Origin of the sequence: Chryseobacterium sp. Leaf201 (genome assembly GCF_001421435.1) — a bacterium.
Classification (GTDB): domain Bacteria; phylum Bacteroidota; class Bacteroidia; order Flavobacteriales; family Weeksellaceae; genus Chryseobacterium.
Genome location: NZ_LMKA01000057.1, coordinates 74964 through 99629, shown reverse-complemented (window position 1 = coordinate 99629; position 24666 = coordinate 74964). Strand labels below are relative to the sequence as shown.

Here is a 24666-nt window from a genome sequence, read left to right as displayed (position 1 = left end):
ATTCTACATTATTTTACTTGATCTACAACTGCTTTGAAAGCTTCAGGATGATTCATTGCTAAATCTGCTAAAACTTTTCTGTTAAGCTCTACGTTGTTCTTTTTAAGAGCTCCCATAAACTGAGAGTAAGACATTCCGTGCTCTCTGGCTCCGGCGTTGATACGCATGATCCAAAGGGCTCTGAAATTTCTCTTTTTCTCTTTTCTACCGCGGTAAGCATATTGCATTGCTTTTTCCACGGCATTCTTAGCTACAGTCCAAACATTCTTTCTTCTACCGAAAAAACCTTTGGCTTGTTTAATGATTTTTTTTCTGCGAGCTCTGGAAGCTACGGCATTTACTGATCTAGGCATAATTTAAATTGTTTTTTTGAAATGTGCGGCAAACTGTTTCATTGCACTTGGCTGCTCCATTTCAGGGTTAAATTGTTGAATTTTGAATTCTTATAAACCGAATATAGATTTATAAAAACTACTTACTTGATGGCTAATTGACGTTGAACGCTTTTTTCGTCCACTTTAGCTACGTAAGAAGTCGTCGTAAGATTTCTCTTTTGTTTCGTTTCTTTCTTAGTCAAGATGTGGCTTTTGTAAGCATTTTTTCTTTTGATCTTTCCGCTTCCGGTAAGAGCAAAACGCTTTTTAGCACCTGATTTCGTTTTTAATTTTGGCATTGTTCTGCTTTTTTATTGTTTTGTTATCAATATCTGTTTTGGCTCCTGATCTCGGTCAGGAATAATAGTCTGCAAAATTACTAAAAAAAAGTGAGATTTATACAATAGAATTTTATTATTACGTTATGAAATAGAAAGTGGGATAGCAAAAGGAAAATCTTATTTAAATAGTGTTTGTTGATTTTTAGATTTAATTACAAATTGTTTAAATTAAATATCCGGACTACTCAAGAAGTAAAATATGATAATTCTTATTGTAGAGCCTGCTTGAAATTAACCGGAAAATTTATCCACTCAGATTTGAAAATCTTTTTTTTGTCTGAAGTGAACTTTAACCATTGGATTCAGCAGAAGCATAAATAACTCAAATGTTTTTAAATAAGTTAAATATTTCAATTTTCTAAACTGATATCTCTAAAGATGTTTAAACAAAAAAAACCTCAAATTTCTTTGAGGTTAGTAGTATGATGGTTTCAGATCACAACGATCTGCTGTTGATTATTTAGCTGGTTTTTTAGGACTCATCATCATGATCATTCTTTTTCCTTCAAGCTTAGGAAGCTGGTCTACTTTTCCAACGTGCTCAAGTTCCTGAGCCAGTTTTAAAAGCAGGATTTCCCCCTGGTCTTTAAAGATAATTGAACGTCCCTTAAAAAAAACGTAAGTCTTTAATTTTGAACCTTCTTCCAGAAACTTTTCAGCATGTTTTCTTTTAAATTCATAATCATGTTCGTCGGTCTGAGGTCCGAAACGGATCTCTTTCACTACTACTTTGATCTGTTTTGCTTTCAGTTCCTTCTGTTTTTTCTTTTGCTCATATAAGAATTTTTTATATTCTAATATTCTTGCAATAAACGGTTCAGCCTTATCGGAAATTACTACTAAATCCAATTCCTGTTCTGCAGCAATCTGTTTTGCTTTTTCAATCGGATAAATTCCCGGCTCTACGTTATCGCCCACCAAACGAAGCTCTCTCACACGAATTTTATCGTTGATCAAGTGTAAGTCCTCCTGTACAGGACGTCTTTGTGGGCCCCTGTTGTTAAATCTTTGTGCTATTGTATTATATTTTATTGGTTAGTACTAATTTATTTACTATTTAAAAATTGAATAATTTAATTGTATTTCACAAATCTTCAATCATTCAGTTTTTAAATTTATTTCTATAACGCTGATTCTTTCTTGAAATAAGAAACGAAATCTTCCATACTCATGACCCCTAAGTCACCTTCACCACGTCTTCGTACAGAAATTGTGCCATCTTTCTCTTCATTTTCACCGATAACCAGCATAAATGGTATTTTATTTAATTCTGCATCACGGATCTTTTTCCCGGTCTTCTCGTTTCTTTCATCAATCTGGCCGCTAATATCGTGATTTTCTAAAAATTGTGAAACTTTTTTAGCATAATCTACATATTTTTCACTGATCGGAAGAAGAATAAACTGATCAGGGCTCAACCATAACGGGAAATCCCCTGCCGTATTTTCAAGCAGGATGGCGATAAAACGTTCCATGGAACCGAATGGTGCCCTGTGAATCATAACCGGCCTGTGCTTTTCATTGTCATTTCCGATGTAATGGAGATCAAACCTTTCCGGTAAGTTATAGTCTACCTGGATGGTCCCGAGCTGCCATTTTCTGCCTAAAGCATCTTTTACCATAAAGTCCAGCTTAGGCCCGTAGAATGCCGCTTCGCCATATTCAACAACCGTTCTCAGACCTTTGTTTGCTGCTGCCGTAATGATTGCATTTTCCGCCTTTTCCCAGTTCTCATCAGAACCGATATATTTTTCCCTGTTTTCAGAATCCCTTAATGAAACCTGAGTCATAAAATCTTCAAAACCTAAAGATTTGAAAACGTACAATACAAGATCGATTACCGCTTCAAATTCTCCCAACAACTGGTCAGGAGTACAGAAAATATGGGCATCATCCTGGGTAAAGCCACGCACTCTTGTCAACCCGTGAAGCTCTCCGCTCTGCTCATATCGGTAAACCGTCCCGAACTCTGCATACCTTTTCGGCAGATCCCTGTAGCTCCATTGTGACGTTTTATAGATCTCACAGTGGTGCGGGCAGTTCATCGGCTTCAGCAGGAATTCTTCTCCTTCGTTCGGCGTTTTAATCGGCTGGAAGCTGTCTGCTCCGTATTTATCCCAGTGTCCGGAAGTAACATATAATTCCTTTGCGCCGATATGCGGAGTCATCACAAATTCATAACCTCCTTTTTTCTGCGCTGCAGAAAGGAAATCTTCCAGTTTTTTTCTTAAGGAAGTCCCTTTCGGTAACCAAAGCGGTAATCCCGCGCCTACTTTTTCAGAAAAAGCAAAAATTCCGAGTTCTTTCCCCAGTTTCCTGTGGTCTCTTCTCTTTGCTTCTTCCAGCCTCTCCAGATATTCGGTTAATTCTTTCTGTTTCGGGAAAGAAATTCCGTAGACTCTGGTCAGCTGAGGATTTTTTTCATTTCCTCTCCAGTATGCTCCGGCTGCGTTTAAAATTTTAACCGCTTTTACAATGCCTGTGTTCGGAATATGTCCGCCACGGCAGAGGTCTGTAAAATTATCGTGCGTTACAAAAGTGATCTCACCATCATTAAGATTGGAAATCAATTCTACTTTATAAGGATTGTCTGCGTACGTCTTTAATGCCTCTTCTTTAGAAACAGGGTACAGCGAGAAGGTTGATCCTTTTTTAGCATTTTCCAACACTTTTTTCTCAATTTTCTCAAAATCTTTTTCAGATAGGCTTTCGTCACCGAAATCTACATCATAGTAAAACCCGCTTTCGATGGCAGGGCCTATGGTAAGTTTGGCATCAGGATAAAACTCAAGGATTGCCTGCGCCAGAAGGTGGGCAGAAGAATGCCAGAAAGCTTTCTTACCAAGATCATCATTCCAGGTCAGCAGCTGTACCGTAGAATCCGTGGTGATAGGCGTGGTAATTTCTACCTGTCTGTCATTTACAATTGCGGAAATGGTATTTCTAGCCAATCCCTCGCTTATAGATTTTGCCACATCTAGCGGAGTTACCTCTGCTTCGAATTCTTTGACGCTGTTGTCTGGAAGTGTAATTTTTATCATTGTTTACTGAGAAATTTATAAGAGGCAAAAATACGAAATTTTAAACAAAATATGGTAACAATACCTAATATAGATGAGAATTAATGCTAAAGCACACCATATTGAGTACCCATTATTTGCCAAACAGGAAAAAATGCACAGATATGTGCTTATATAACGTAATTGTTATTTACGAATAAGGAGAAAACGAATGGCATTGCATAAAAGAAAAGGTGCAGTATACTGAATAATTTCAGCACAAAATAAAACCGCAAAAATGCCGGATTGTAATTACCGGTCATTTTTGCGGTTCAGTTATAAAAGCTGATTTAGAAACTATTCTTTTATATTATCTGTTTTTCCCGAAGGGTTGTTTTCAGAAGACTTTTTCACGTCCTTTTTATCTACGTCTGAAGGATTGGTCTTTTGGGATGAAGCCGGGATATTCTGAAAATCCTCATTCTGCTTCTTGGTTTCTGCACTGTTGGCCGACTCTGTTTTTGATGTATTGTCCTTTGAATCCATTGCTTTATTTTTATGTACAGTTACTTATTCAAAGGGTTTGCCAAACCGTGAATTGCCTTGGTTATATATGATCCGTCTTTTTTAGGTTTTATTTTCTGTTCTTATGAATTGATCATTTAAGAATTAAAAATTACCTCTCTAGAGCGGCAGAACACCCACTTTCCCGGTTCTATCTTCAATGCTGTATTTTAAAGCCTTTGCCAGGACAAAAATGGTGTTAAGGTTTTCCATCAGCTGCTTGCGTCCTTCATTCCTCAGTTTATTCTGATCGATTGATTTGATGGCCGTGGTTTTCGCTTTGGCGGTAACATTCTTAATATCTTTTTCCGAAATCCTGTTGAAGAAAGAATCGTCCAGCGACTGAATTTCAACACTCGGCGTAATTCTCACCTCAGCATCAGGGAGTTCTGTAATGATTAATTTTCTGTTCACCGAATCTACCTCAATTTTCATTTTATTAAGATCATAGGAAACCTGTGCATTGGTTTTCGTGTACGTAATAATGCTGTTGCTGCTCATTTCCCTGCCAAAAAGTTCATAGCCCATTTTGGTTTTCTGCATGGAAGAAACATTCTGTTCAAGGACCACCATTTTATTCATCTTGGAAATCTGGTTGGTCAGAATATAATAATCTGAGTTTTCCGTCTTCTTGCTGATGTTAAAACATGATCTGAAGCTGAAGAAAAGAATGGCCATCAAAGCAATTCCGGCCAGAAACGAAAGTATGATCTTAATATTTCTCAAACCTTATTTGTTAAAAATTTCCTTAATCACCGATTTATCATCCTTTTTCAGAATTTCCACAAGATCTCTTTCAATGTATCCTGTGGTAGGCATTTCTACAATCCTCCCGATTTCTTTGCCGTATTTTTCAACGATAACTGTCGGGACTTTCTGGATGTTGTAGATGCTTTCTTCCCCTGAAGGAGATTCTTTTTTACGGTTGACCGCGATGATGGTGATTTTACTGTCGGGATAATTTACTTCTTCCAGGATTTTCATCAACCTCGGAACATCCCTGTGACTGTCTTCGCACCATGTCCCCATGAAAACCGTGATATTGTAAGAATTTATTTTTCCTTTTTTCAGTTCACTGATTGCTTTCTGGTCTACGGCATACTCGTCGTGCTCTTTCACATACCAGTCTGCATAAGGTGCTTTTAAAAGCTGCTCCTTTAACTGGGTTCCGAGAAGCATTTTACCGTCGTTGGTGGTTTCAACTTCACGGTTTACCACTACTTTCTGTGCGCTGGCCTGCTGAGCCGTAAAAGCCAGGCATGAAACAACGGCAATATTTGTAAGTGTTTTTTTCATATTATTTTTCAATGATGGTCTTTAAATCGGCAGGAGAGTAGTATTTGTTTTTCAGGACTTTATGGTCTGTCTTCCGGTATACATTGTATTTTTCCCCTGATTTTTCATAAAAAGAGTCCACTTCCTTTGCTTTGTAAAATTCAACCGTTTCCTGAGCCTGTTCTTCATTGTCGCAGGCTTTGGACATATTGGAACGCTGAACTTCGCTGAACAGTTCTGCAAATTTACTGCCAAGCCCGAATTCCAGTACCGCACCGCTTAATACATACTGCAGATCACATAAAGCATCGGCAATTTCTACGATATCCTGATCTTCGATGGCCTGTTTCAGTTCATTTAATTCTTCCTGTAAAAGCTCAACTCTGAGGCTGCATCTTTCCGGGGACGGAATCTGCGGCGTTTCCAAAATGGGCGCTTTAAAAGTGGTGTGGAATTCTGCTACCTGGTTCAGACTGTCAATTTTATCCATGAATATTTATTATTTAAGGCAAATATAAAAATAAGGAATCAGATATTAGGGATTAGGACTTGAGTTTTTCATGTGTTTTGTCATTGTGATGAAGGAGAATTTATTTCAATGATATTAAATTGCAGTTAATGCTTACTCATATTAAAAAAAGACTGCCCGTTTCCGGACAGCCTTTTCTCAGTGGTTAATTGAGCGGGTGATTAGTTTTTGATGAATCTTTTGGAGATTTCTCCGATCTGGATCATATAAGCACCTTTGATAAGGTTGCTTACATTCGCCGATCCTCTTTCAAGTTTTCCTGAGTTAATTAGTTTTCCACCCATATCGAAGATTCTGTAATCTTCATTCGTCGTATTTGAAATATGTAAAATATCTTTTGCCGGATTCGGATACAGCTTAACATCGGTCAATAGATCCTGAACAGAGATTTCGCCTCTTCCTGATGAAACAATATTTAGAGTATAGTCTTCCACCTGTCCGTAGGTATAAGAACCGCATGATGATGAAGGAACTGAGTTATACTGCATCATCACCCTCATTCTTGTCGTTCCCACAGTTGCCGTTGACGGAATGGTAACAGATCCGGTGGCAGGGCTTGTTGTAGACCCTGTTTTTGACCAGGCCAGTTCTCCGCTGTCGGTAAAATCCCCGTCTCCGTTATAATCAATATAAACCGCATACGCTTCGTTGTAAACCGTTGATGTCCATACCGGAGTTACAGAAATGGCATAAGCGCTTCCTCTTGTAACGTTTGTAGAAACAGAAGTGAAGTTTTCATATCCTGCCGTTCCCGTAGAGGTATTGTTAATCGTTCCGAATTTTACATTCCCGATTCTTTCGTCGGCTGTATTGGTTGCTGAAGCAGCACAGTAAGAAACCGTACTTCCTGCAGAAGTGGTTACACTCACGGTATTGCTGGACGCTGAAACATTTCCTGCTGCATCTTTGGCCCTGACCGTGAAGCTGTAAGTCGTGGACGGGCTTAAGCTTGTTACCGTATAGGAAGTTGAAGCAGTAGAACCGATCAGAGATGAGCCCTGATAGACCTCATATCCCGTAACCCCAACGGCATCCGTTGCACCGGACCAGGAAAGGTTTGTGCTGGTGGAAGTTGTCCCGGAAGCTGAAAGGGCAGGAGCGGTAGGTGCTGTAACATCTACAGCTCCGGAACCTGCATTTACTGTAATATTGGCATTGTTGACATCAAAAAAGATATGGTTGGAACCTTTTACCATAATCCTTCCTGTAGTCGTGGATACATTCGGGATGGTTACTGCCTGGGAACCGTCATTTGGCGTTCCTGCCAGGAGTGTTGTCCAGGTTGTTCCTGAATTGGCAGACCAAAGGATATCTACGTTGGCTGCATTAACACCGTTGGCAGTGGTGCCTGCCACATTCCAGGTTACGGTTTGGGATGTCCCTCCGGAAAATGTAGCTGCCGAATTCTGTGAACTCACACTGAAAGGCCCGGCGGTTCCGTTTACCGTAATTACAGCATCGTCGGAATTGTTTCCGGAACCTCCGGCGCGGTTATCTCTGACAGTAAATCTGAAATTGTAGTTTCTGGCTACATTGGATAACGCTTCCACTGTAATTTCAGAGCCTGCCGTTGTGGTGGCGCCTGCTAAAACGGAAGCCATTCTCGGGAAATAACGTACAGGAGAAGCCGTTGGCGTCCAGGATCTGAACGTAGGCCCGGAAGCTTTCGTGGCACTCGCTGCGGAACTTGCTCCCGTCTGTGAAGATGAAGCATTGTCAATCTGTTCCCAGATATAAGTCAATGCATCGCCGTTGGCATCCGTTCCGGTTCCTGTTAACATGAAAGGTGTTCCTTTCGGGATGGTATAATCTGAACCGGCATTGGCTGTAGGAATGGAATTTCCTGTGCTGGTGCTTACCGGGCAGGTTTTTGCTTTGATATTATTGGTAATCTGCTGAATACTGATAGCATGGAAGAACGCGTCCGAATGCGGCTGTACATCCTGGCTTGTGATTCCTGCATAGCCCATAATGGTGGATCCGGATCCCGGTTCCATATTCACACCCGTTCCTTCATTGGTATTTGAAAATGTATGGTTGCCTCCAAACTGATGCCCCAGTTCATGCGCTACGTAATCGATATCGAAATTATCTCCAGAAGGGATGCCGTCTGAAGGTGAAGTATACCCGCTTCCTTTGGAACCGTTGGTACACACACAGCCGATACAGCCTGCATTTCCGCCGCCGCCGGAAGCTCCAAATAGGTGGCCGACATCATAATTGGCTTCACCGATAACCGAAGTCAGGGTAGACTGAAGCTGCGAGTTCCAGTTGTTCATCTGGGCAGCAGGAGAATAAGGGTCAGTGGATGAATTGGTATAAATTACCGCATCATTGTTAGCGATCAGAACCATCCTTGCGGCAAAATCTTTTTCAAAAACACCGTTTACACGGGTCATGGTATTGTTCATAGCCGCCAGCGCATTTGCTTTGGTCCCTCCGAAATAGGAAGTGTATTCTCCCGTAGAAGACAATGCCAGCCTGAATGTTCTCAGTCTTGCATCATCTGCATTCGGTCTTGCAGCCAGGCCGGCAGTGTTTGAAACGCCTTTTTGGGCAACGTCGATCACAGTACATTCAAAGGTGCTTAAGTCATCTTTTTTGTCTGATTTTTTATAAACCACATATGTGGAAAGATCTTTTGAATAAGGCTCGATAAAAACGGCAGATTTGTCACCGTAAATTTCCATGGATGATAACCCGAGCGGGGAAATGCTGAAGTATACGGTAGAATTTGAATCTCCGAAACCTTCTCCGATGTAAGATTTGATATCCGGATATTTTGAAGCCAGCTGAGGCTCGAAATTGGAATTCTCCCTTACTTTGAAGTTTTCCATTCTTCCTTCAGCATTCGGAAAAGAAATGATAATCTCTGATTTTTCTCCTGCGGCCAATCTTTTTGGAGCTTTTGAAAGAACAGCTTTTAAGCCGTTAAAATCCAGGCTGTAAATTTTAGGATTGATGATGTTTTTTTTATTTTCAAAGATTTCTGAAGATGTTCTTTTTGAATCTGCAGACCACAGGCGGTCAGTCTGCGCGAAAGAAATGCCCGATAGAAAAAGCATCCCAAGCACTGATAATTGTTTTTTCATATAAATTCTCTTTAGATTGTGAATTATCAAATCTAATGAAAAATTATTTATGGAAAACAAAATTTTTTAAGAAATTTTTAGAGTTTTAGAATAAAAAGCTATGCGAATCATGGTATGTCAGTATTTCTCTATTTTCTCATAAAAATAAATAGCACCCGCAGAATACGGATGCTATTTACTTATTGACGGTATAAGTCTAATTTTTTCTTTCTGAAATATTATTTTGTAATATCTCTTCCGATAACCAGTCTCTGAATTTCGGAAGTACCTTCTCCGATGGTGCAGAGTTTAGAATCCCTGTAGAATTTCTCAGCAGGGAAATCTTTGGTATATCCATATCCGCCGAAGATCTGAACTGCATTGTTTGAGATTCTTACACAGGCTTCTGAAGCATACAGCTTAGCCATGGCACCTTCTCTTGTCATCTTCTGCTTGGCGTTTTTCAGGGTAGCCGCTCTCTGAATCAGCAATTCAGAAGCATCAATTTCCGTTGCCATATCCGCAAGCATGAAGTTCACAGCCTGGAATTCTGAAATGGATTTACCGAACTGGTGTCTTTCTTTAGCATATTTCAGAGCTGCTTTATAGGCACCTCTTGCCGTTCCCAGACTTAAAGCTGCGATAGAGATCCGGCCGCCATCAAGGATTTTCATTGCCTGTTTGAAACCTTCTCCCACTTCTCCTAAACGGTAAGCATCCGGAACTCGTACATTGTCAAAAATCAGTTCTGCAGTTTCCGAAGCCCTCATTCCCAGTTTATTTTCTTTTTTACCGGAAGAAAAACCTGGCATCCCTTTTTCTAAAACAAAAGCTGTTGAGTTATTCTTGGCTCCGATTTCACCGGTTCTTGTCATAACTACGGCAATATCTCCTGAGATCGCGTGGGTAATGAAGTTTTTGGCTCCGTTAATGATCCATCCGTCGCCATCCTTTACGGCAGTGGTAGACATTCCTCCGGAATCAGAACCGGTATTGTGCTCCGTAAGCCCCCATGCTCCGATTACTTTACCGGACGCCAGCTGAGGAAGCCATTTTTTTCTCTGCTCTTCATTCCCGAATTCATAAATATGGTTGGTACAAAGTGAATTGTGTGCCGCTACAGAAAGCCCGATTGAAGGATCTACCTGAGAGATCTCATCCAGGATCGTAACATATTCATGATAACCAAGACCAGAACCTCCGTATTGCTCAGGGATAACAATTCCCATGAAACCCATTTCTCCTAATTCATGAAATAAATCTTTAGGGAAAGTCTGACTTTCATCCCACTCCATAATATTAGGCCTGATATTCTTTTCAGCAAATTCCCTTGCTGTTTCAGCTATCATTTTAATGTTGTCAATAGTCTCTGTATTCATATAGATAATAGTTAATTCCCAAAGATAACCAAATTGACGGAACGCCCAAAAAAATTATTCGGGCCATAAAATTTAATGTCCAAAATTTTAATACTCAACTTTTTATGTTCTTAAAATTAATAATCTTTTAATAAAAATTTCGGAAATCCGAGTTGATTAATTAACTATTTTAGCCTTTTAATTTTAAAGCATGAAAAAAATTCTACTTCCTATACTTTTTATCTCCTCATGTTTTGCCGCTCAGGCGCCGGCAGGATATTATTCCGGGGCTGCAGGGCTCACGGGATATTCATTAAAATCAAAACTTCACGATATTATTTCCGCAAAGAACGTCAACTGGCATTATGGTGATCTGAACAACTATTACAACCAGACGGATCTTGACCGGTATTATGACCATGATGCCACGAATACCACTTTTTTCCTGGATATCTATTCTGAAATTCCAACGGGGGCAGATGCTTATGAATATACGAGTGCCAATATCATCGGGAGTGCCGGAGCGGAAGGATTGGGCTGGAACCGGGAACACATGATGCCTCAGAGTACTTTCTACAGCAATTACCCGATGTATTCAGATCTGTTTTACGTGGTGCCTACCGATGCAAGGATTAACCAGTTAAGGAGCAATTACCCGTACGGAATCGTAGGGTCTACCATTTATTATACGTTTACCAATTCTTCAAGGATCGGGAATTGTGCCATTCCGGGATCGGCGTATACAGGACGTGTTTATGAACCGATTAATGAGTTTAAAGGCGATATAGCCAGAAGCCTGTTGTACTTTGCCGTACGGTATGAAGGAAAGCTAGGCACTTTTAATTTTAACAACAATGCAAATCCCGCTTCTGATACCAATCCGCTGGATGGAACGGAAGAACGGGCTTATGATCCGGCATATATGGCCATGCTTCTGCAGTGGCACCAGCAGGACCCGGTTTCGCAGAGGGAAATCGACAGGAATAATGCGGTGTACGCACTGCAGAAAAACAGGAACCCGTTTATTGACAATCCGTCATGGGCAAATGCCATCTGGGGACAAACTCCTGATACAGCAGCGCCACAGGCTCCGTCTAACCTTACAGTTACCCAGAACAGTGCATATTTTACCACATTAAGCTGGGCACCAGGCACAAGCAGTGATGTTATCGGGTATAAGATTTATCAGAATGGAACTTTAATAGCCTCAACAAAAAACTCATCAATAACTATTGATCATTTAACGTCTTCTACAACATATACCTTTACGGTAAAGGCTTATGATAACGGATATCTCCTGTCTCCGGACAGCAATACTGTTTCTGCCACCACTTTAGCAACGGATGTATATGCCAGGGATTTATTTATATCCAAATACCTTGAAGGAACGGTAGACAATAAAGCCCTGGAAATTACCAATAAGACAGGGCATCCTGTAAATTTAAACGACTACAGGTTGTCTATCCAGCTGCCGAGCGGAAGTAATTATTATTTTCCGGCTCCTTATGAACTGGAAGGTATTGTCCAGAACAATGAAACATTTGTTGTGCTGAATCCCAATTCAAATTTCTCCTGCTACACCATTGATCAGTCCAGGTTCGTGACGGCGGCTCCGCAGATGACCTATTCGGGAAGCCAGTACCTGGAGCTGAGGTATAAAGGTACTTCGGTTGATGCTCTTGGAACAGTAGGTGTAAATAATTCTTCGGTCCTGGGCAATGTTTCCCTGTACAGGAAAACGGCGGTTAATCAGCCGTCAGCAACATTCAACATCAGTGAATGGGATGCTTATGCAAGCAATTACTGCCAGAATCTGGGAACACTTTCTGCCGGCGAAGTAAATTTATCAGGAAATGATTTCAGGCTATACCCGAATCCTGTCCATGACCATATTTTCGTTACCGGAAAGATTGACCATATACAATCTGCACAGATCCTGGATTTTTCCGGAAAGCTGATCTACCGTGAAAGCCGGCCATTCAGAAACAAAAAAAGTATTCCGGTTCAGGATATTCCGGCAGGCTCCTACCTGCTGAAACTGGATGATAAGGTTTATCAGTTTATTAAAAAATAAAAACAGCTTCAATAATTAGAAGCCTTAAAAATAATTTAAGTTTTCAGTCCGGGGTTTCAAACAAAGTTTGAAACCCCGGATTTTACAGGGCAATTTAAAAAAGATCATCTTGTACTGTATCTCGTGAAAAATGTTTAAATTGGTATTTCTTTCGCATACGTGCAAATGACAGAATAAACCATAAAGAAGCCGAATCATGGATACACCGAATTACAGAATGCCTTTTGTGCCGTCAACCCTTATGACGGAAGGTGGAAGCATTGACACCTGTGACATGGGTGAAAGCATTGCCCACAACATCATGCTGCTGATTACCACAAAAAAAGGGGAGAACAGGTATGATGAAAACTACGGCAATGATGTCTGGAACCTGGAATTTGATAACGGAGTCACCAGTGCGGTATGGGAAAATGTATTCATTAAAAGCTTAAAAAGGCAGATCCAGGAATATGAACAGAGAATTGTTCAGCCCCAGATCGATGCCCATCTGCAAATTGTTGAACACAGCTACGATACCAAAGAACATACAGAAATCAAGAAAAAAGTAAAAATAGCCATCAATGCAAAAATGGAAGCAACGGGAGAGCGTTTCAGCTTTTCCACAGAACTGTTTTTGAGCCCGATGTCGATTGACTAAAAGATTATAAACGGTAACCAGAATTATGAATTTAGACCAGAATATCTATTCCAAAGAATCCGTAAAAGCGAGAATGCTTCAGAACGCGACCAAAGTGTGGGGACTGAAAAGCCCGCAGTCTCTGGATCCTTTTGTAAAACTGCTGATTGATGCCTTCAGCACTGAAGTTTTTAAAGCGAACAACGAAATACAGACGGTAAATGCCAGAATTTTAGAAAAACTGGCGAAATTACTTACCCCTTCTATTTATACCCATCCCGTTCCCGCACATGCCGTTGCTTTCACACAGCCTTATGAATCATCAGAAGTCCTGCTTGAACACACAGAGTTTTTCTTCAGAAAGCAGATGACTTCCACCGTTAAAGCAGAATCTGACAAACAGATCAATATCCCCTTTACGCCGGCAGGTAATGTTAAAATCAATAAAGTACAGACTGCCATTATGTTTGTCGGGAACACCTGCTACAGCATAGACGAGCGGCTGAATAAAATCCCGATTGCAAGATTTCAGGGAAGGCCGGAGGATTACAGGAAAGTAACCATCGGGATTGATGTTACGAAATATTCCAATGAAACGTTTCCCAAATATGTAAGCATTTACTGCTCCAATCCTGCGTTTGAGCACCTTGATTTTACCTATAAACTGCTGCCGTATATTACGGTTTCGAGCAACGGAAATCCGTTATTTGTAAGGGAGGGCCTGACTTATCTTACCGGTAACCAGCCGGACGGATATGAACAGATGTTCCATGAACAGTCTATCCGGACCAAGCTTATTGAAGATGTGAAAAGCATTTACCGCCATAAGTTTATAGAAATTACAGGACTGTCTGACCGACTGTTTTCAGAACCCGGAAAGCTTCCGCAAAACCTGGCTTTTGTAGATTATAAAGAAGAGATCACGAAATATATTGATGGCAAACGCTATTTGTGGCTGACCTTCGATTTTCCGCCACAGTTTTCCTCTGAAATTTTAGATAACTTTTCTTTTGTGCTGAATGCATTCCCGATTTACAACCGGGGCTGGAAAAAAACAGAGTACAGCCTTGACATTATGGGGAACAATATTCCTTTGGTAACCGATGAAGGCGAACATTTTTTATATGTTGACGAAGTTCAGGACGGCGAAGGGAGAAAATATACGGAAATTCCTTTTACGCCGACCGATGACCTGAAAAAAGGCCTTTATACGGTAAGAAAAGGAGGTATGGAGCGTTTCACCAACAGGAATGCGGTAGATATGATTGCCAATGTGCTTGAGCTGACAAGGGATGAAATTGCAGCATTCTCCTTGCTGAACAGGGATAACGTAAAAGGGGTTTTAAGCGAAATGTCAGATAAGATGAAATCAATGGTTCAGAAAGTAAATAATGCAAGGAGGAGCGTTAAGCAGGAGCTGAATTACGTGATCATGGAGCCGGTGGAAAAAACAGACCATACCTATGCTTCCTTCTGGATTACCCATTGCAAATTAGCCAACCACATGCGTCCCGGAACCGAATTGTCTAACCAGCTTAAATCACAGACCCTTGTCCTTCTTACCGAAACGATTGGCGGAGCCGAAGAACAGAGAGGAACCGACAGCATTCAGGCCTACAAATATGCACTGACCACCAGGGATAAAATTATTTCCCTTGAAGACGTGAAGAATTACTGTAGGATGATAATGAAGGATGAACTGAAAGAAGTGCGTGTAAAACGGGGAACCATGATCAGCAACAAGCCCAAGGAAGGATTTATCCGGACCGTTGAGGTGGAAATCATTCCGCAGAATTATACTTTTTACGGAAGGGTGTACTGGGAAAACATGGCCAATATTCTCCGGAACCAGATTATTTCCAAAGCCATAGACGGCATAGAATACCGGGTAAAAATCACCAATGAAGATGCTGATTTTTAAATTCGGAAAATGATAAACACAACCGGTGAAATATCATCGGTTTTTTATTTATTTAAAGATTGTCTGTAATTTGTCATACAAAAACGTTGCTTTCATGGTTAAATAAAAGTATTTGTGAGCCTTAAAGAAGGTAACAGTGAAAAATATTGCTGGCTTGTATAAATAAAGATTATTTTAAACTTCTGATAGTAAAAATTAAAGCTTAACAATCTGTGTAATCTGTGGGGCATTATTTATAAACTAATTCAAATGAGTTTTAAACGATTTCTTCTTTTCAGAATAAGTCAGGCCTGTTCAAAATCAAAATACAAGTATACTAAACTGATCATTCATTCAGAATAAATTCCTGTGTATTTAAGTAAGCATTCTAACATTTTTTAACACCGGAAATTCCATAAAAATCCGTAATTTTGCACTGCGTGATTTTCATGTAGGATCACACCAAATTATGAGTAAATCAACAGAATATATAGAAGTTTACGGTGCACGCGAGCACAACCTTAAAAACATCAACGTTAAAATTCCGCGCAACGAACTGGTTGTGATTACAGGGCTTTCCGGAAGCGGGAAATCCTCACTGGCTTTTGACACGATCTTTGCGGAAGGGCAGCGCCGTTATATCGAAACATTTTCCGCTTATGCGCGGCAGTTTCTGGGAGGGCTGGAACGTCCGGATGTCGATAAAATAGAAGGGCTTTCCCCTGTTATCGCCATTGAGCAGAAGACCACCAATAAAAACCCGCGTTCAACGGTAGGAACCGTTACCGAGCTGTATGATTTCCTGAGACTTTTATATGCAAGGGTTTCGGATGCCTATTCTCAGACTTCAGGGAAGAAGCTGGTAAGCTATACCGAAGACCAGATCCTGGAAACCATCAAACAGAATTACAGCGGTGAAAAAATCATGCTGATGGCACCGGTTGTACGTTCCAGAAAAGGGCATTACCATGAGCTTTTTGTACAGATGGCCAAAAAAGGCTACGGACAGGCAAGAATTGACGGTGAACTGCAGGATATCGAGTATGACCTGAAACTGGACCGTTATAAAACCCACGATATTGATATTGTCATTGACCGCTGGATCATCGGTGAAAGCGCTTCTGAAAGCAGAATGGAAAAATCCCTGCGCACAGCAATGGATATGGGAGACGGGATTATCGGAATCCAGAAGCTGGGAGGTAAGGATATTGAATATTTTTCTAAGAACCTGATGGATGCCGAGACCGGGCATTCCCTCGCTTTACCGGAACCCAATACGTTCTCGTTTAACTCACCGAAAGGAAGCTGCCCGAGCTGTAAAGGACTTGGGATGATCAAAAAAATCAACACCGATCATTTTGTAGAAAATCCGAAGCTGTCAGTCAATCAGGGAGGCTTACTGCCTCTGGAAGATATCAAATCCAACAAATGGATCCTTGCCCAGATTAAAAGCATCCTGGAGATTTTCGGGCTGGGACTTACAACGCCTTTTAAAGACATTCCGGAAGAAGCACTGGATTATATCTACAACGGCTGCCATAAAGAATTTAATAAAGACTTACGGTACGCAGGCATCACCAAGAAAATTAAGATCAGTTTTGACGGGCTGGTTCCTTTCATGGAAGAATTGATTGAAGAAAGGGAATCTTATGAAGCTATTTTACTGGAAAGGCATTTCACCACCGAAGAAACCTGTCCGGAATGTAAAGGAACGCGTCTTCAGCCGTCAAGCTTAAGTTTTAAAATCGACGGAAAAAATATTGCTGAGGTTAACGGATTGAGCTTAATTGATCTGAAGGAATGGCTGGCGGATGTCCGCGGTAAATTCTCGGAAAAAAATGCCATCATCGCCCACGAGATTTTAAAAGAAATCGAAACCCGCCTTCAGTTCTTGCTGGATGTCGGCCTGGATTACCTGAGCCTGAGCCGGAGTTCAAGAACCCTGTCCGGAGGGGAATCCCAGAGAATCCGTCTGGCAACACAGATCGGATCTCAGCTCGTTAATGTCCTGTATATCCTGGATGAACCGAGTATCGGGCTGCACCAGAGGGACAATGAAAGGCTGATCAACTCCTTGAAAAACCTTCGCGACATCGGAAATTCCGTTCTGGTAGTGGAGCATGACAAGGATATGATTATGGAAGCCGATGAGGTACTGGATATCGGGCCGAGAGCCGGAAAATTCGGTGGTGAAATCCTTTGGCAGGGAAAACCGAAAGACCTGATCAAAGCAGATACCATCACAGCTCAGTACATCAACGGAAAAAGGAAAATCGAAATCCCGGCGGAAAGGCGTGCCGGAAACGGAAAGCATATTATCCTGAAAGGAGCTACCGGAAACAACCTTAAGAATGTCACGCTTGATGTTCCTTTGGGGAAATTAGTCGTGGTTTCAGGAATTTCCGGAAGCGGTAAATCTTCATTGATCAACGGAACATTGTATCCGATTCTCAATAAGCATTTTTACAGAGCGGTCCAGGAGCCTTTGCCATACAAGAAAATTGAAGGCCTTGAGCATATTGATAAAATTGTAGACGTAGACCAGACCCCGATCGGGAGGACTCCGCGTTCAAACCCTGCCACCTACACGGGAATGTTTACGGATATCCGGAATCTTTTTGCAGAGCTGCCGGAAAGCAAAATCCGTGGATACAAACCGGGAAGATTCTCTTTCAACGTGAAAGGCGGAAGGTGCGAAACCTGTCAGGGCGGCGGTTTAAAAGTGATTGAAATGAACTTTTTGCCGGATGTATACGTGCATTGCGAAACGTGCAACGGGAAACGTTTCAACAGGGAGACCCTGGAAGTCCGTTACAAAGGAAAATCAATTTCCGATGTGCTGGAAATGACGATTGATGAGGCTGTAGATTTTTTCCAGCCGATTCCCAGGATTTTTGCACGGGTAAAAACGTTACAGGATGTAGGATTGGGATACATCACAATGGGGCAGCAGTCGACCACGCTTTCCGGAGGAGAAGCCCAGCGTATCAAGCTGGCGACGGAACTGGCCAAAAGACAGACCGGAAATACCTTATACATTCTGGATGAGCCGACAACCGGACTGCATTTTGAAGATGTTAAAATCCTGATGGATGCCATTAACCGCCTGGTGGAATTGGGAAATTCATTTATCATCATTGAACATAATATGGATGTGATCAAGCTGGCCGACCATATTATCGACGTTGGTCCCGAAGGCGGAAAACATGGCGGACAGATCGTGGCCCAGGGCACACCGGAAGAAATTGTAAAGTCGAAGAAAAGTCTGACCGGAAAGTTTTTGAAGAAGGAACTGCAATAGAGTTATAGATATATTGATTATTTAACAATATATTCATCGATGAATCATAACCTCTCTATGTCAGCCAGAATGGTTGTTTTTGCAGTTGTTATGCTTCCTGTTTTGGTGATTGTAACATTATGCGATAAGGAATTCAGGAAAGAAAATTCAAAGACGATTTCAGCTGCAAAACCGCTTATTTTTTCCTATGCAAAAAAGGAAATGGCTGAGGTTGATCTGTTTATTGCTGAAATTAAAGAATTATTTTTTTAAAATCTATTATAAGGTTGATAATTTGATTCCAATACATATACAGATGAGCAGAATCCACTGGCTTTATGAAAATAAATAAATTACTGAAGGTGATGCAAAATTTATCATTGAGCAGTTAGAAAGCAAGCGGATCATTGAAGGATTATAAAACAAGATCTGGCTGAATTTGATTAATTCAGCCTTTTTCATGCATGAATTTAATTCTGCAATATTAAATTTTCAACATCTATAAAATTTATATCATTGATAATCAATATTATACATTTTAATGTTAACCAAATGTTAATAGAGTATTAATTTAGTATGAATTATTTCATAACTTTGATAAAGAGATACAATAAAATAAGTTCAATCTATAAAATCAAATCGTTATGAAAAATAAAATTCAGATATTCTTTGCTTCACTTTTAGTATGCGGGTCTATAGCCGTTCTTAATACAGTTAAAGCACAGACAACCGATACAAATGCCAATACCATCCAGGAAGTTAAATTATATAAAAATGATGCCTTTACGGAGATTAGGGAGATGCTGATTGATAATTTCGACTTTACCGGTGGGGATTATAAACAGGGAGTTGTGAATTCCGAAGTAAAATTTGAAATCGCACCCAACGGAAAAATTGTAAATATCCGTTCCAAAGGAGACTGTAAAAACGTGAGCAAAGAAATTGAAAACGTATTGAGGGGTTCTTATTACAAAACAGGCAAGAAAACATCAACTGCTGATATGATGGCTTATACTTATGTAATGCCGGTGACATTGGAAATTTATAACCGATAAATTAAAAATTCATAATATTTTATATTGTAAAAGCCATACAGAATCCTGTGTGGCTTTTAATTTTAAAACACCGGATCGTGAATATTTTAACCAGGAAATATAATAACTGTTGAAAGGCTGCGTTTATAGAGAACAATCAATACAATTAAAACGATATGAAAAATTTAAAAAAACTCAGCAAAGCAGATCTGAAATCGGTGTACGGCGGACAGCCCAAACAATACTGTGTGTATTGTGAACGCCTGAACAAAACAGTATGCAGCAACGTACAGATCAGTACATGCCCTTAAAAAATGAAGCCGCTCCGTTTATTCGGGGCGGCTTTATTGTACAGCTATTCAGCATCGGAAACAAAATTCCGTAAACTTGTTTTCAGGTCTTTTATATCCGGATTGTCACCGAAATTGATATTGTCAACTTTCCAGTTACCTTCAGTTTTCACCAGTTTTACCTGATCCGTCCAGACCGTTTTAGGCGAAAACGCAGCATTTTCAAGTTCAACATCTACTGTTACCGACTTGTCCGATGGATCTTCTGTACGGATTTTCTTTATCTTATATGAAGTAAATCCTTCATACTGGCTGGTAAAAACAGAACCTTCCAGCAGTATAGGCTTATCGTCCGGATATTCGCTTTTTTTAATTCTTTCCATATCTGCTTTGGATACACTGACTGCATCCTGGAGGATCTTTTTCAGTTCAGGGGAAAACAGGTCTTCATTAATAGGTTTGTCATAAAGTTCTTCACCAGATGCACCGTACGTGGTGTAAAGCTGATTGATGCGTTGGGTGATATCCTGATCAGCGTGGATTTCTGTTTTTTTGCATGCTGTAAAAATAAGCCAGATGCTCAGCAGTAAGAATAATGGTTTCATAATCGGATTTAACGGTTGTTTTGTGAATTTACAAATTTTTAGTTTAAGATAATTTTAATATTCCGGCATACCATATAAATTAATACATTTGATCCCCTAATAAAAGTATTGTGAATCCTATTTTAGATGTCGTTGTCCGCTCGCTCTGTGTATACCTTTTCATGGTTATCGCCATACGCCTTTTTGGCAAGAACCAGCTTTCACAGCTCAATGCCGGGGATGTCGTTCTGCTTTTGCTGATTTCCAATGCCGTACAGAATGCAATGGTGGGCCAGGACACCTCCCTTCAGGGCGGGCTGATTGCTGCCCTTGTTCTTTTTGTTGCGAATTTTATTGTTAAAAGATTGATGTTTTCCAGTCAGAAATTTGAAAGTTTTCTGGAAGATGACCCTGTCATTCTGGTGAAGGACGGAATTGCCGATCAGCATGCACTGAATAAAGTTAAGATCAGTATGGGAGAGCTTGAAGAAGCTGTCAGGGAACATGGTGTTGACGGAATTGAGCATGTAAAGCTGTCTATTCTTGAAGTGGATGGGAATATCAGTGTCATATCGCAGGATGAAAAAAGCAAACAGACCCATTATTCCAGGATTAAAAGGAAAAACAAAAAGAAATACCGTTAGTGTAGTTTATTCCGAATGTAGAATGTTTTGAAATCCTATTTCCTTGTCCAAGTCTGAAGCAGGGCTTTTTGAATAATCTGGCATTATCCTTGATGCTCTATCTGCGAAATTTGAAAAAGTGAAAAAATGAAAGGACTGATTACAGTATTCGGAATCGTGACTTCAGCTTTGCTGCTGACTTCATGTGTTGTTCAGCAACATCCGGGAAGAAGAGGGATGCCGCCCGGGCATGCGAAAAGAATACACGTATATGAAAAACGGGGGCACGGCCATCACAAACACAAAGGCCATCACGGCAGAGGGCGCGGACACGGGCATCACAGATAACATGAGAAAGATAATGAGAAGCACTGAATTTTTGGTGCTTCTTCTTTTTAATACCATAAGTTTTACTCCGGATAATACAGTTGGCATCTGTATTGATGACTTTACCCTGAATTAAAAAAAGGAATTATGAAAAAAGTATCTAAATTAATGATGATCCTGGCTCTGGCTGCCGTTGTATCTTCATGCCTGCACCGTCCGCCTGCACCTCCAAGACCTCCGAAACCGCCTCACCACGGCAGATAAGATGAATTAAAAAGCCCGGATTATATTCCGGGCTTTATGCATTTTAAGGATCAATTATACAGGATCTCTGATGTTTTCCTGTTATCGCCGTTACATTCTCGAAGTTCTTGTATTGAGAAAAGTATTGAATATCATCACTTCCTGTCCGAATTTCGTTTCAATCCGTTCTGAAATATTCTGCAATTCGCTTTTAACAAAATCTTCCCTTACTTCCTGATTGTCAAAAAGGAGAAGGAGGTTATAGTTTTTACCTTCATCAATATAGTCACTGTGCACTTCAGAAAGGATATATTTATTGACATCCATCAGGTTTTCCGCCATTAAAACGAGCGTTTCATTCATGTAAATTTCCCATTCCGCAAGATTCTCTTTTGTACAGTGGAAGGTTATGCTCAACATGCTCATATTTTATGAATTTTTAAGATTGTATGCGTAAAATTTACCGTAAAAATCGGTAAATTTTTCGTAAATTAGCCCGTTAATTAAAAATACAAAAAGATAATTTTCAGACGTACCGCTAAGGGTCTGATTATCATTATAATAAAATTGTTTATGCAAAAAGAAGGAGAAAGACTGATTCCTATCAACATTGTTGATGAAATGAAGTCGTCTTATATCGATTATTCGATGTCAGTTATCGTGTCAAGAGCGTTACCTGATGTAAGAGATGGCTTAAAACCTGTTCATAGAAGAGTACTTTACGGTATGTATGGATTAGGGGTTTTTTCTAATAGGAAATATTTAAAATCCGCGAGAATTGTTGGGGACGTTTTGGGTAAGTACCACCCGCATGGAGATTCTTCCGTTTATGATGCCATGGTAAGAATGGCCCAGGACTGGAGCCTGCGTTATCCCCAGGTTGACGGCCAGGGTAACTTTGGTTCAATGGACGGCGACCCGCCTGCAGCAATGCGTTATACCGAAGCAAGATTGAAAAAGATCTCTGATGAGATTCTTTCGGATCTGGACAAGGAAACGGTAGATTTTCAGAATAACTTCGACGACAGTTTACAGGAACCGACAGTAATGCCTTCAAAAATCCCGAACCTTCTGGTAAACGGAACTTCAGGTATCGCAGTAGGGATGGCCACGAATATGGCCCCTCACAACTTAACGGAAGCGGTTAATGCCATCTGTGCCTACATTGATAACAGAGAAATCACCATTGATGAGCTGATGCAGCATATCATTGCTCCGGATTTTCCTACCGGAGGGATTATCTATGGATATGACGGTGTAAGGGATGCGTTCCATACCGGAAGAGGAAGGGTCGTGTTAAGAGCAAAAGTGGCTTTTGAAGAAATCGGTAACAGGAATGCTATTATTGTCAACGAAATTCCATATCAGGTCAATAAGGCTGAAATGATCTCGAAAACAGCTGATCTGGTAAAAGATGATAAGATTCCGGGGATTTATGAAATCAGAGACGAATCTGACAGACGGGGTCTTCGTATCGTTTATGAACTTAAAAATGATGCGATTCCTAATGTTGTCTTAAACTTATTATACAAATATACTTCTCTTCAGACTTCCTTCAGTGTCAACAGCATTGCTTTGGTACATGGAAGACCGGAACAGCTGAACCTGAAAGACATTATCCATCATTTCGTAGAGCACAGACACGAAATCGTTATCAGGAGAACTGAGTACGAACTCAGAAAAGCTAAAGAAAGAGCGCATATCCTGGAAGGTTTCATGAAAGTGATCGGAACGCAGGACTCATTGGATAAAGCCATTGCTATTATCCGTCACAGCGCGAATCCGCAGGCGGCAAAAGAAGGGTTGATTACAGAATTCGAGCTGTCTGACATCCAGGCGCAGGCTATTCTAGATATGCGTCTTGCCCGTCTTACAGGGATGGAGCTTGACAAGATCCGTGATGAGTACGACACCATTATGAAGGAAATTGCTGATCTTGAAGATATCCTGGTTAATGAGCCGAGAAGATTTGAGATTATTAAAGGTGAACTGGTTGAAGTAAGAGAAAAATACGGTGACGAAAGAAGAACGGAAATCGATTTTTCAGGTGGTGAAATGTCAATTGAGGACATCATCCCGAATGAATCTGTGGTTCTTACCATTTCTCACGCAGGCTATATCAAAAGAACTTCACTTTCAGAATATAAAATACAGAGCAGAGGCGGCGTAGGAAACAGGGCGGCTACCACAAGGGACGAAGACTTCCTGGAGTATATCGTTTCCGCAACCAACCACCAGTATATGCTGTTCTTTACGGAAAAAGGAAGGTGTTACTGGCTGAGGGTATTTGAAATCCCTGAAGGTTCCAAAACATCCAAAGGACGTGCTGTCCAGAACCTGATCAATATTGAGCCGGATGATAAGATTAAAGCATACATCAGGACCAATAACCTGAAAGATTCAGAATACGTCAACCAGATGAGCGTGGTGATGGTTACGAAAAACGGTACCATCAAGAAAACTTCGCTTGAAGCTTATTCAAGGCCGAGAATCAACGGGGTAAATGCCATTGAAATCAGGGATAATGACCAGTTGTTAGGGGCTTACCTTACCAACGGAACTTCCCAGATTATGATCGCGACCAAAAACGGTAAATGTATCCGTTTCCCTGAAGAAAAAGTAAGAGAAGTGGGAAGAGGCTCTATCGGGGTACGCGGAATCAGTATGGATGATAATGATGAAGCCATCGGTATGATTGTAGTTAATGATCTTGAAAACGAAACGGTTCTTGTGATCTCTGAAAAAGGATACGGAAAAAGAACTGCTGTGCTGGACTATAGGGAAACCAACAGAGGCGGAAAAGGGGTAATTACCCTGAACATTACCGAAAAAACAGGAAACCTGATCGCCATCCAGAATGTAACGGACGAAGACGGACTGATGATCATCAACAAATCTGGCGTAGCCATCCGTATGAATATGGATGAAATGAGGGTGATGGGAAGAAATACACAGGGTGTAAAAATGATCAACCTTAAGAAAAATGACGAAATTGCAGCCATTGCAAAAGTAGAAATGGACAAAGAGGTGGAAGAAGTGATTGAACAAAGCGAAGAAGGAGCAGAAGCTTTGGCTGAAACCCCTGAAAACAATGCAGAAATACCTCAGGCTGAAGAAGGCCAGGACCCTGCAGAGGGAAATGAGAATTCTGGTTCTGAAGAACAATAGTATACAATTAATATAA

General features: G+C 40.6%; 22 protein-coding genes. 10 read left to right on the top strand and 12 right to left on the bottom strand.

What is annotated here, in order from left to right; genetic code table 11:
• Positions 1-8: 8 nt before the first annotated feature.
• The 10 genes from rplT to ASE55_RS06085 form a co-directional block, all read right to left on the bottom strand.
• Complete coding sequence (gene rplT / locus ASE55_RS06130; RefSeq protein ID WP_027385359.1) at positions 9-353, bottom strand: 50S ribosomal protein L20; 345 nt, start codon at positions 351-353, stop codon at positions 9-11.
• 122 nt (positions 354-475) lie between these two features.
• Positions 476-673: a 50S ribosomal protein L35 gene (rpmI, locus tag ASE55_RS06125; protein WP_002979658.1), complete on the bottom strand. Its 198-nt coding sequence runs from the start codon at positions 671-673 to the stop codon at positions 476-478.
• A 498-nt stretch (positions 674-1171) separates the two neighbouring features.
• The gene (gene infC, locus ASE55_RS06120) at positions 1172-1672 is read right to left on the bottom strand and encodes a translation initiation factor IF-3 (protein WP_185116279.1); all 501 of its coding nucleotides are present in this window, start codon (positions 1670-1672) and stop codon (positions 1172-1174) included.
• Positions 1673-1836: 164 nt separating this feature from the next.
• The gene (gene thrS, locus ASE55_RS06115; protein WP_056216647.1) at positions 1837-3756 is read right to left on the bottom strand and encodes a threonine--tRNA ligase; all 1920 of its coding nucleotides are present in this window, start codon (positions 3754-3756) and stop codon (positions 1837-1839) included.
• A gap of 315 nt (positions 3757-4071) precedes the next feature.
• The gene (locus ASE55_RS06110; protein ID WP_056216645.1) at positions 4072-4260 is read right to left on the bottom strand and encodes a hypothetical protein; all 189 of its coding nucleotides are present in this window, start codon (positions 4258-4260) and stop codon (positions 4072-4074) included.
• A gap of 138 nt (positions 4261-4398) precedes the next feature.
• The gene (locus ASE55_RS06105; RefSeq protein ID WP_056216644.1) at positions 4399-5004 is read right to left on the bottom strand and encodes a DUF4230 domain-containing protein; all 606 of its coding nucleotides are present in this window, start codon (positions 5002-5004) and stop codon (positions 4399-4401) included.
• Between the two features lie 3 nt (positions 5005-5007).
• Complete coding sequence (locus ASE55_RS06100) at positions 5008-5574, bottom strand: TlpA family protein disulfide reductase (protein WP_056216642.1); 567 nt, start codon at positions 5572-5574, stop codon at positions 5008-5010.
• Between the two features lies 1 nt (position 5575).
• Complete coding sequence (locus ASE55_RS06095; protein ID WP_056216641.1) at positions 5576-6043, bottom strand: nucleoside triphosphate pyrophosphohydrolase family protein; 468 nt, start codon at positions 6041-6043, stop codon at positions 5576-5578.
• A gap of 200 nt (positions 6044-6243) precedes the next feature.
• Complete coding sequence (locus tag ASE55_RS06090) at positions 6244-9174, bottom strand: reprolysin-like metallopeptidase (RefSeq protein WP_056216639.1); 2931 nt, start codon at positions 9172-9174, stop codon at positions 6244-6246.
• 218 nt (positions 9175-9392) lie between these two features.
• Entirely contained in the window at positions 9393-10532 is a 1140-nt protein-coding gene (locus ASE55_RS06085) for an acyl-CoA dehydrogenase family protein (protein WP_056216637.1), read from the bottom strand.
• A 190-nt stretch (positions 10533-10722) separates the two neighbouring features.
• On the opposite strand from ASE55_RS06085, the gene ASE55_RS06080 reads away from it, so the two are divergent.
• The 7 genes from ASE55_RS06080 (at position 10723) to ASE55_RS06050 (ending at position 19726) form a co-directional block, all read left to right on the top strand.
• The gene (locus ASE55_RS06080) at positions 10723-12585 is read left to right on the top strand and encodes an endonuclease (protein WP_056216635.1); all 1863 of its coding nucleotides are present in this window, start codon (positions 10723-10725) and stop codon (positions 12583-12585) included.
• Between the two features lie 196 nt (positions 12586-12781).
• Positions 12782-13222 carry a GPW/gp25 family protein gene (locus tag ASE55_RS06075; RefSeq protein WP_056216633.1) on the top strand — a complete coding sequence of 147 codons (441 nt, stop codon included), beginning with the start codon at positions 12782-12784 and terminating at the stop codon, positions 13220-13222.
• A gap of 25 nt (positions 13223-13247) precedes the next feature.
• Positions 13248-15122 carry a type VI secretion system baseplate subunit TssF gene (locus tag ASE55_RS06070; protein WP_056216631.1) on the top strand — a complete coding sequence of 625 codons (1875 nt, stop codon included), beginning with the start codon at positions 13248-13250 and terminating at the stop codon, positions 15120-15122.
• 448 nt (positions 15123-15570) lie between these two features.
• On the top strand, positions 15571-18402 hold the full coding sequence (gene uvrA, locus ASE55_RS06065) for an excinuclease ABC subunit UvrA (RefSeq protein WP_056216629.1): 2832 nt from the start codon (positions 15571-15573) through the stop codon (positions 18400-18402).
• A 39-nt stretch (positions 18403-18441) separates the two neighbouring features.
• Positions 18442-18654: a hypothetical protein gene (locus ASE55_RS06060; RefSeq protein WP_128414509.1), complete on the top strand. Its 213-nt coding sequence runs from the start codon at positions 18442-18444 to the stop codon at positions 18652-18654.
• Positions 18655-19025: 371 nt separating this feature from the next.
• Positions 19026-19436: a hypothetical protein gene (locus ASE55_RS06055; protein ID WP_056216626.1), complete on the top strand. Its 411-nt coding sequence runs from the start codon at positions 19026-19028 to the stop codon at positions 19434-19436.
• Between the two features lie 155 nt (positions 19437-19591).
• On the top strand, positions 19592-19726 hold the full coding sequence (locus ASE55_RS06050; RefSeq protein WP_056216624.1) for a bacteriocin-like protein: 135 nt from the start codon (positions 19592-19594) through the stop codon (positions 19724-19726).
• A 44-nt stretch (positions 19727-19770) separates the two neighbouring features.
• Here ASE55_RS06050 and ASE55_RS06045 read toward each other — a convergent pair whose 3' ends face one another.
• On the bottom strand, positions 19771-20310 hold the full coding sequence (locus tag ASE55_RS06045; protein WP_056216623.1) for a DUF3828 domain-containing protein: 540 nt from the start codon (positions 20308-20310) through the stop codon (positions 19771-19773).
• Positions 20311-20420: 110 nt separating this feature from the next.
• On the opposite strand from ASE55_RS06045, the gene ASE55_RS06040 reads away from it, so the two are divergent.
• Both ASE55_RS06040 and ASE55_RS20055 read left to right on the top strand, forming a co-directional pair.
• Positions 20421-20933, top strand: a complete 513-nt coding sequence (locus ASE55_RS06040) for a DUF421 domain-containing protein (RefSeq protein ID WP_082474361.1) — start codon at positions 20421-20423, stop codon at positions 20931-20933.
• A 126-nt stretch (positions 20934-21059) separates the two neighbouring features.
• Positions 21060-21260 carry a hypothetical protein gene (locus ASE55_RS20055; RefSeq protein WP_128414508.1) on the top strand — a complete coding sequence of 67 codons (201 nt, stop codon included), beginning with the start codon at positions 21060-21062 and terminating at the stop codon, positions 21258-21260.
• Between the two features lie 333 nt (positions 21261-21593).
• On the opposite strand, the gene ASE55_RS06030 is transcribed toward ASE55_RS20055, so the two are convergent.
• Positions 21594-21902, bottom strand: coding sequence for a DUF4286 family protein (locus tag ASE55_RS06030; RefSeq protein ID WP_238585004.1), 309 nt, complete (start codon positions 21900-21902; stop codon positions 21594-21596).
• A 153-nt stretch (positions 21903-22055) separates the two neighbouring features.
• Here ASE55_RS06030 and gyrA point away from each other — a divergent pair, with 153 nt between their 5' ends.
• Entirely contained in the window at positions 22056-24650 is a 2595-nt protein-coding gene (gene gyrA / locus ASE55_RS06025) for a DNA gyrase subunit A (RefSeq protein ID WP_056216615.1), read from the top strand.
• Positions 24651-24666: the final 16 nt, after the last annotated feature.